13 protein-coding genes and 1 tRNA gene are annotated in these 8,100 nt (G+C 42.1%); 6 read left to right on the forward strand and 8 right to left on the reverse strand.

The window, feature by feature from the left end; all coding sequences use genetic code 11:
* Positions 1–279: hypothetical protein (locus VZ94_RS26190; RefSeq protein ID WP_045780521.1), on the forward strand; the 279-nt coding region annotated here is incomplete at its 5' end.
* Positions 276–527, forward strand: coding sequence for a hypothetical protein (locus VZ94_RS19615; protein WP_045780522.1), 252 nt, complete (start codon positions 276–278; stop codon positions 525–527). The genes VZ94_RS26190 and VZ94_RS19615, both read left to right, overlap by 4 nt.
* A 25-nt stretch (positions 528–552) precedes the next feature.
* Here VZ94_RS19615 and VZ94_RS24795 read toward each other — a convergent pair whose 3' ends face one another.
* The 8 genes from VZ94_RS24795 to VZ94_RS19645 all read right to left on the reverse strand — a co-directional run bounded on the left by VZ94_RS24795 (position 553) and on the right by VZ94_RS19645 (position 5,104).
* On the reverse strand, positions 553–1,032 hold the full coding sequence (locus VZ94_RS24795) for an Lcl C-terminal domain-containing protein (RefSeq protein WP_082081850.1): 480 nt from the start codon (positions 1,030–1,032) through the stop codon (positions 553–555).
* Positions 1,033–1,038: 6 nt separating this feature from the next.
* A complete protein-coding gene (locus tag VZ94_RS24800) occupies positions 1,039–1,374 on the reverse strand; it encodes an Lcl C-terminal domain-containing protein (protein WP_157844981.1) in 336 nt (111 codons plus the stop codon).
* A complete protein-coding gene (locus tag VZ94_RS19620) occupies positions 1,346–2,107 on the reverse strand; it encodes a fibronectin type III domain-containing protein (protein ID WP_045780523.1) in 762 nt (253 codons plus the stop codon). The genes VZ94_RS24800 and VZ94_RS19620 overlap by 29 nt, the downstream gene beginning before the upstream one ends.
* A 287-nt stretch (positions 2,108–2,394) precedes the next feature.
* A tRNA-Lys gene (locus tag VZ94_RS19625) sits at positions 2,395–2,470 on the reverse strand.
* A gap of 61 nt (positions 2,471–2,531) precedes the next feature.
* The gene (locus VZ94_RS19630; RefSeq protein WP_045780524.1) at positions 2,532–2,849 is read right to left on the reverse strand and encodes a DUF3014 domain-containing protein; all 318 of its coding nucleotides are present in this window, start codon (positions 2,847–2,849) and stop codon (positions 2,532–2,534) included.
* Positions 2,785–3,435 (reverse strand): DUF3014 domain-containing protein, encoded by a 651-nt coding sequence (locus VZ94_RS19635; protein WP_045780525.1) that lies wholly within the window; start codon positions 3,433–3,435, stop codon positions 2,785–2,787. Before VZ94_RS19635 ends, VZ94_RS19630 begins: the two co-directional genes overlap by 65 nt.
* A gap of 21 nt (positions 3,436–3,456) precedes the next feature.
* Positions 3,457–4,431 (reverse strand): tRNA 5-methoxyuridine(34)/uridine 5-oxyacetic acid(34) synthase CmoB, encoded by a 975-nt coding sequence (gene cmoB, locus VZ94_RS19640; protein ID WP_045780526.1) that lies wholly within the window; start codon positions 4,429–4,431, stop codon positions 3,457–3,459.
* Positions 4,432–4,459: 28 nt separating this feature from the next.
* Positions 4,460–5,104 carry an MlaC/ttg2D family ABC transporter substrate-binding protein gene (locus VZ94_RS19645; RefSeq protein ID WP_045780527.1) on the reverse strand — a complete coding sequence of 215 codons (645 nt, stop codon included), beginning with the start codon at positions 5,102–5,104 and terminating at the stop codon, positions 4,460–4,462.
* Positions 5,105–5,270: 166 nt separating this feature from the next.
* On the opposite strand from VZ94_RS19645, the gene hemB reads away from it, so the two are divergent.
* The 4 genes from hemB (at position 5,271) to aroE (ending at position 7,861) form a co-directional block, all read left to right on the forward strand.
* Entirely contained in the window at positions 5,271–6,143 is an 873-nt protein-coding gene (gene hemB / locus VZ94_RS19650) for a porphobilinogen synthase (RefSeq protein ID WP_500684260.1), read from the forward strand.
* Entirely contained in the window at positions 6,029–6,313 is a 285-nt protein-coding gene (locus VZ94_RS33510; RefSeq protein ID WP_500684261.1) for a porphobilinogen synthase, read from the forward strand. Before hemB ends, VZ94_RS33510 begins: the two co-directional genes overlap by 115 nt.
* A 175-nt stretch (positions 6,314–6,488) precedes the next feature.
* Positions 6,489–7,028, forward strand: a complete 540-nt coding sequence (locus VZ94_RS19655; protein ID WP_045780528.1) for a hypothetical protein — start codon at positions 6,489–6,491, stop codon at positions 7,026–7,028.
* Positions 7,025–7,861 (forward strand): shikimate dehydrogenase, encoded by an 837-nt coding sequence (aroE, locus tag VZ94_RS19660; RefSeq protein ID WP_045780529.1) that lies wholly within the window; start codon positions 7,025–7,027, stop codon positions 7,859–7,861. Before VZ94_RS19655 ends, aroE begins: the two co-directional genes overlap by 4 nt.
* The last annotated feature ends 239 nt before the right edge of the window (positions 7,862–8,100 follow it).

Below are 8,100 nucleotides of genomic sequence, written 5' to 3' on the forward strand. Positions count from 1 at the left end.
TTAGCTCAAACCAAAGCTGGTGATGTGCAAGCATGTAAAGTTTTGCTGGATAGAATTTGTCCGCCGCTTAAGCCACAAACAGAAGCGGTGACTTTTGATATAGCAAATAACGACACCTTGGCAACTATCGGACAATATGTAATTGACAGCATTGCTCGCGGGGATATTTCATCCGATATTGGCGGGCAGTTGCTGTCTAATTTAGGAACTCAGGCTAAACTTATTGAAACAACAGACTTAATTCAGCGTATTGAAGCGCTAGAGGCAGCACGTAAATGAAAAACAGTATCCTTACCAGACTGGTTAACCTCGAACGCGCCAGCGTTCAGACATTACAAAATTACCCACCGTTAACAGATGAGCAATTACAGGCTGTTATTGATGGTAACTTATCTTTTGGCGAACCATTAGACCCGGCTGCTATGTCGCGTATGTTTAATAATCGTTCGATTGATGAATTGAGTGATAACGAACTTGCGATAATAGTTTATGGGTGGTTATCGAAGATTAGTGGTGTGATTTCATAATCCCTAAGGAATTGACTTAACAAATCTAACAGAAAAAAATTCTGCTGCTACCACTACTAAGAACGTCATGACCATCAACAAAGTCTATACTCCATACCGTTCCAATATAATATGCATGATGAGATGAAGAAACAAATCGCAAATCTGAAATATCAGGGAAAAATTTTAAATTTATTGCTGGGTTGTAGCAGCGACTTTCAACTATAGACAGCAACTCTTTTATATTGGGTATTCTCCAACTTGTTCCGTAGGTAGATTGTAATGCTTCTTGCCAAGTGTAGACTGTTGCTTCACCTTCGCATTTGTTACCTGTCCATACTTTTCCAAAAACGCAACGAGTCCACATTAACCGAGTTATTTTATCTGTAACAGTTGAGCCATCAGCACTTAAACTAAATCTGGAATCTGGGGTACTAGCAACCATTTTAAAATTACAAGTTTGACTATAATTCGGTATAGGATAGAAAATGAAAGAACACGCTAAAATAAATGTAGAAAACTTCATATAAAGCTACTTATCCTCACGAACTAATATAATCGCACCAGATGTTTTTTTTAGCATGTAACGAACTCTACCTGTTTCGAAGTCTATTGCCCAAGCATAATTGCTATCAGCCGCATAAGTAGTAGATGACCAGTTAGTGCTTGATACTAAACCACTTGTACCCATCAATGGACTAATCTTTGTAGTTACACCATGTCCAGGTAGATAATCGCCATAATTAACTAAGGAAACTAATTCCTGTAGTGTTGGTATTCGCCAATCATTATATCCACACAATCTTTTATTATTAATTGCTTTGACATACTCATTTGTATTACAAAAATGATAATTCCTTGCAACCAAAATGACTAATTTTCAAACCCGGATTTCCGCCATTTTTAAATTTAGAAGGATTAAACCAACTATAATTCGAGCTGTCTTGATTTAAATCAGGAATGCTACCTTTTCTCTCCCACATTAACCCTGAAACATTGTCCTTAGTACAAGAGTAATTTTTAGCATCAATTGAAAGTGGTACTCCGTATTGGTCAATTTTTGTGTAAGAGAAGCCTGCTTTACCATCACTTTCATCGTTATAAAGTTTGTCTCGTCCAAATTCAGCATCTTGATTAGGGTAATCATTAACTGGGCAGGGCGAGTTAACATTTTCCATATCAAAACAGTTCACTATCCCCGTGTCATTGAGTGAGCCAATTGGTATTGGTGTAATTTCTATAAGATTGCTAACTTGTTTATAAGCTCCATTGCTCTCTTCTGATAAAACACGGAAGAAATAATTTGTTCCATAATTTAAATTGCTAGTCTTATAATTGGTACTGAAAGTGTAGTCCCATGTTCCACCTGAATAATCTAAACATTTGCTAATATCATCAATTGGTTCAGTCGCATAACAGACACCATAATGAATTGCTCCTGCAACTGGTTGCCATTTAAGTATTATCTGTCTACCAACAAACGAGCCTGTAAGAATTATTTTTGATTCACCAAAGCTATTAGTACTAAATAACAGTAAAAAAGGTAAAAATATCTTGTAAATCGCAATTTTCAGAATATTTAAAATGTTTATTCTTTTCATCTGAGGTGAATATATGGAGTTAAAAGTAAAGCCACGATTGAGAGGATTTATTAAGTTGAGTATTCAGTCTGATGGATTATCATTTTAAAAAAACGAATTATTAAATTCGTTAGCTGCGCATAGAATGCACTTTAAACCGGCAATAAGGCCGGTTTTTTTGTGTCTGAAATGTCGGCAATTGTTGCGGTTTGTTATGGCTGTTTTTTTTGAAGTGCGACAAAAATGCGACAATTTTTATTTGAGGCAAAAGAATAAACTCAAATTATCACTTAAGACATTGATTTTACTGGTGGGGCGTCAGGGACTCGAACCCTGGACCTATGGATTAAGAGTCCACTGCTCTACCAACTGAGCTAACACCCCTTTGAGAAGGCGGGCATTTTAGTTGATTTTAGCGGGTTTGTATACGACCCAAACCAACGCATTATTCGTAAACGTTAGATAATGTTTCTAGCAATAGCCGGGCTTTGTTTTGAATAATTCGGCTGTTTTCAGGGCCTAAACGCAGCATTTGCTTATGTACAGGGTTGAGCGCTTCTAGCTGGGCATCTGCGAATTTATAGCGCGGGCCGGCTAGGATAACTGCTGGAGGGTGGTCTAGGATGGGTGCAGCCAGAATTTCAGCGACGGCTTTTGCAATACTGTCTTCAAAACGACTTTCTTCTGGGTAGCCGAATTCATTTAACGCTTGTGTGACTAATGGCCTGAACTTTTTTATAGGTTTGTAGAAACTGGTCGGCATCAATGGCGTTAATTGCTTGGGTTAACGCGTCGTAGCGGTGATAAGACGATTCGGCAATGACTAACACTTCGTTATTCTGTGCGACGGTAAAAGCACTGCTAGGCTTTAAAAAGCGTAGATGTTTAGCGCTACGCTGGCCTTGCGAGAAGTCATTGATAATTGCTACGGTGGTTTTTATTAATTCTGGCTGGTTTAACCAAGGCGCTAAACCAGGGGATAAAGCAACAGTCGCTTCTTTGATAGTGCTGTCGCTACTGTTTAGCTCAGGTAACAGCACAGGCGTATCAACAGTGCCTAACGGTTGAATAGCACTGTCATCGTCGCTGTTGCTTTGCGGCACCACTGCCGGTGTTGTCGTGTCCTCAGAGGGTGTCTGGCTTGGCAGTGTTAATAGCTTAATCGGCAACGCAGCATGGTGTTGGACAAACGTGAATATCTCGCGGGCGTAATAACCCGCCGCCGCAGAAAGCAACATTAAAGCCAGTGTCGTGATTAAACTAACTTTAACGCCTTGATGAGCAGTTTTATCGTTGCGGCCTGAATAACGACCACCGCGTCTAGGTTTTACTTGATCGTATCGTCCCATAATATCGTTGAGTCAGCATTTTTACGTTCGATTCGCGATAACAATAGCCCGTTTAGGCGCTGGCAAACCTTCTATGGTTACGCTTAAATCGTTTGGATTTAAAAAATCTGGTAAGGATTGGCTAGGCATCCATGCGGTGCTACGTTGCTCATCTAAGCTAGTCACGGTTACATCAACAAGTCGGCAATCACTAAAACCACACCGTTTCAGCCAGAGCATTAACGTAGCACAGCTTGGAATAAACCAAACATTACGCATATTGGCATAGCGACCTTCTGGCATTAAAACCGTTTGTGCATTACCATCAATCACTAATGTTTCTAGCACTAATTCGCCCCCAGGTCTTAAATGTTCTTTAAGCATTAGTAAATGCTCAATGGGTGAGCGGCGATGGTATAACACCCCCATAGAAAACACGGTATCAAAGGCTTGGCTTGCAACCGGCAGTTCTTCTAGCGTAAACGGTAGTAAATGCACAAGCGCAGCGCCATACAGCCTTTTTATCGCGGTAAACTGCACAACATTTAACATAAACGGTTCAATGCCTAATACACATCTCGCACCCGCCCCTAACATGCGCCAACAATGATAGCCATTACCGCAGCCCACATCGAGAACTAGCCGATTTTTTAGCGATGAAATATGGGGGCTAACGCGCGTCCATTTCCAATCCGAACGCCATTCTGTATCAATAGTAATGCCATATAATTGATAAGGCCCTTTACGCCAAGGCTTTAACGCTGTTAATGCGGTTAATAGACGCTGATAGGTGATAGGGTCAAGTTCACTTTCTTGGCCAATAGTAACAGTATCTTGGTCTAATCGGCGATACGGGGTAGCTTGTTCAGGAATGGCATTGACATGAGCCAACCAGGTTGGTAACTGACCGTGTTTTTGCGCTGACCAGACTTTAGGCCAAGCTTCAGGTAGCCAGTTCGCCCAATCAGTTAGACCTGCGGTGATTAGGCTTTCAGATAATTGCGGGTATTCAGTCACTCGCTTTTTAACAATCCTAGGTTAATTATTAAGAATGATTACTCGGTTTTGCGGCTAATGCTTCCGCATTGCGCTTGGCTAAACCGTCGATAACGGCATTCAACGAGCCTTTGGTTTGCACTTCGTTGCTAAACGTTGAGCGATAATTCGTTACCAAACTCACGCCTTCAATCAAAATATCGTAAGCTTTCCATTCGCCGTCAGTTAATGCCATGCGATAATCGACCGCTATCGGTTGTATACCAGGTTGCAAGACTTGGGTTTTAACAATGACTTTAGCTGCATTAGCTTCCATTTCTAATGGTAAGAACCGTACCGTCCATTCTTTAAATTCGACAAATGCGCGTGAATAGGTTCTGACTAATAAGGTTTGAAATTCTTTTTTGAAACGTTCGCGCTCGTCTAGGGTCGCGCTTTTCCATAGCTTGCCTAATACTAAGGCCGAAATTCTGTCGAAATCCGTGTGCGGATAAATCACTTGTTGGACGTATTCGGTAATCTTGGCAAAATCTTTGGTAAAGGATTTATCTTGTAAGCGCGTTTGTAGTTGGTCAGATGCGTGTTGAATCGCTAATTGTGGTGGCTGTAAGTTTTCTGCGTTAACCGTGCTTAATGGCGTGATGAGTCCTAATATCGCCGTCAGCATGAATAATATAAAGTACTTTCTATTCATAAATTCCTCTAAAATGAAACGATTTTATTGTTAAACCGCGTCTAATCAGAAACCCATAATGTTGTATACCCGTCATTCCGTCAGGGATACAACTACAGTTCTCAAATTGGGCGAGGTATAAGTTTTGTCAATGTCGGCGTAGTATGCGCTGGCCTTCAACGCAACCATGAGCCGTAACCCAATGACTTATCATAACATCAAACACCTCTCAATCCCCACTCGTATGCGCAGAATGCGTTACCACGACTTCTCTAGGCGCTTAATGCGGGAACACGTTGTTACCGTAGACGATTTGATTTACCCAATGTTTGTGACTGAAGGTGAAAACCTACAACACGCGATTCCGTCTATGCCGGGTATCTCGAGGTTTAGCTTGGATTTATTGTTAAAAGAAGCCCATGAAATCAACGAGCTAGGCATTCCAGCTATTGCGTTATTCCCCGTGATTGCTGGCGATAAAAAAACCGCTAACGCCGAAGAAGCCTATAACCCAGAGGGTTTAGTCCCGCGCGCGGTTAAAGCATTAAAACAAGCCGTGCCTAACTTAGGGATTATCACCGATGTTGCGTTAGACCCTTATACCTCACATGGTCAAGATGGTTTAATCAATGACGCCGGTTATGTGTTAAACGATGAAACTGTCGAGGTGTTAGTGAAGCAAACATTATGTCATGCTGAAGCCGGTGCAGATATTGTTGCGCCGTCAGATATGATGGATGGGCGTATCGGGGCTATTCGACAAGCGCTTGAGCAGCAAGGTTTTATTAACACGTTAATTTTGGCGTATTCAGCCAAATATGCATCGGCATTCTATGGCCCATTCCGCGATGCCGTTGGCTCGTCCGGTAATTTAGGTAAGGCCGATAAAAAAAAAGTTATCAAATGGATCCTGGTAATAGCAATGAGGCTTTACGCGAAGTGGAGCTGGATTTACAAGAAGGCGCGGATATGGTTATGGTCAAGCCAGGTATGCCGTATTTGGATATTATTCAACGCGTTAAACAAGATTTTGGCGTTCCAACTTTCGCTTATCAAGTAAGCGGTGAGTATGCCATGATTAAAGCCGCCGCCCAAAACGGCTGGCTTGATGAAAAAGCAGTAGTGTTAGAGTCGTTATTGGCTTTTAAGCGAGCAGGTAGCGATGCGGTGTTAACCTATTTTGCTAAAACTGTTGCACAATGGTTTAGAGAAGACAGGTTGAAAAAATAAAAAATTAGGCTACCAACTTAAGACGGGACAGGTCATTCAGACCGCAGGACGCAGGAGGTAGAGCAATGCAGGAGCTATTGCCGAGGAGCAATTTTCTGTCGCTCTAAACGCCATGTCCCATCTTAAGTGTGTAGCCAAAAATTAACCACTTTAAAGTTATGAGGGGGAGTGAAGCATGTCAGAAATAAATATAACAACAAACCAAGCTTTTGCACGACTTGAAGAAGCCGCGCTAGCCTTATTACTGATACTGGCGTTAATCGGAGTCAGCATTACGCATTTTTCGCCACAAAATAGCTTTCATTATTGGCTAGCGCTAGCGGTATTTTTTCCGCTTTGCGCGATATTTATCGGTTGGCGACAAGGCGTGTTAAGCGGTCAAACTGACTTTAAAAAAACTGCGCTATTACAAAGCACGCATTGGCTAATGTTATTAGTGACGTTAGGCGCTGTATTCGTGTTAGTCAAAACAGGGCATTTATCGCCCGAACAAGCCTGTGTGAATGTCTTATTACTCATGGCGCTGGCGACGATGCTTGAAGGGCTGCGCTTAGGTTGGCGTTTTAGTTTAATTGGTTTTTACTTAGCCATTCTGGCTATTATCATTCCTTATAGTCCCAATTTTTTATGGATTAGCATCTTAAACACGATTATTTTAATTGTTGTCGTCTTTATTGTTGAAGTCTTGAAAAATAAGCAGCGAGTTCAGTTATGAGTCAGTTAGATAGCTATGCAGTACTGGGTCAACCCATTATGCATAGTAAATCCCCACGCATCCACCGTTTATTTGCCGAGCAAACCGGACAACACTTAAGCTATAGCGCGGAAGAAGTCGCACCTGAAGAGTTCCGCGCCGTGGTAGCGGATTTTTTTGCTAACGGCGGTAAAGGCTTGAATTGCACCGTGCCGCTTAAGGAATTGGCCTGGGCTTATGCCGAATACACCAGCGAGCGTGCCCGGTTAAGCAAAGCGGTAAACACCTTAAGTGTACATACCGATGGCAAGATTTTTGGCGATAACACCGATGGTGTAGGGCTGATTACCGATTTAAAGGATAATCATCACCTTCAGTTATCAGGGCTTAATGTTTTGATATTAGGTGCAGGCGGTGCTACGCGTGGCATTGTTGCGCCTATTCTGGCTGAACAACCTAAGCAATTGGTCATCGCTAATCGCACGGTAGCTAAAGCCATGCAATTAGCCGATGACTTTAAAACAGAGGGTACGCTAGCCGCCTGTGGTTTGGAGCAGTTAACTAATCAAGCCTTTGACTTAATTATTAATGCAACCTCAGCCAGTTTAAGCCAAGACTTGCCTGCTTTACCTGATTCGGTGTTAGCAACAAATGGGGTTTGCTATGATTTAGCGTATGCCAATCAAGCTACCCCGTTTGTGCAATGGGGACATGAACACGGTGCCCGTCATAGCTTGGATGGTTTAGGCATGTTAGTCGAACAAGCGGCTGAAGCGTTTTTTATCTGGCGTGGTGTGCGCCCTGATACGCAACCTGTTATTGAGCTGTTAAACGCTGAACGTGCAGCGCTATAAATTTAGACCGATGCACAAAGCGTCATGTAGGCATTTATTTAGGGTACGCATTGCGTACCCTAGCATGATTGTAAAAACAACTCTGAACTGTCAAGTTTTCGGAATCTTGTGTTGTCGTAGGGTGCGCTGTGCGCACCTTTTTCATTGATTTTTAATGGAAAACTTATAAAAGGTGCGCACAGCGCACCCTACCTAAACCAAAAAAWTTTGACCATTTGAGCTATAACTGCCTGAAGCAT

Origin of the sequence: Methylocucumis oryzae (genome assembly GCF_000963695.1) — a bacterium.
Lineage (GTDB): Bacteria > Pseudomonadota > Gammaproteobacteria > Methylococcales > Methylomonadaceae > Methylovulum > Methylovulum oryzae.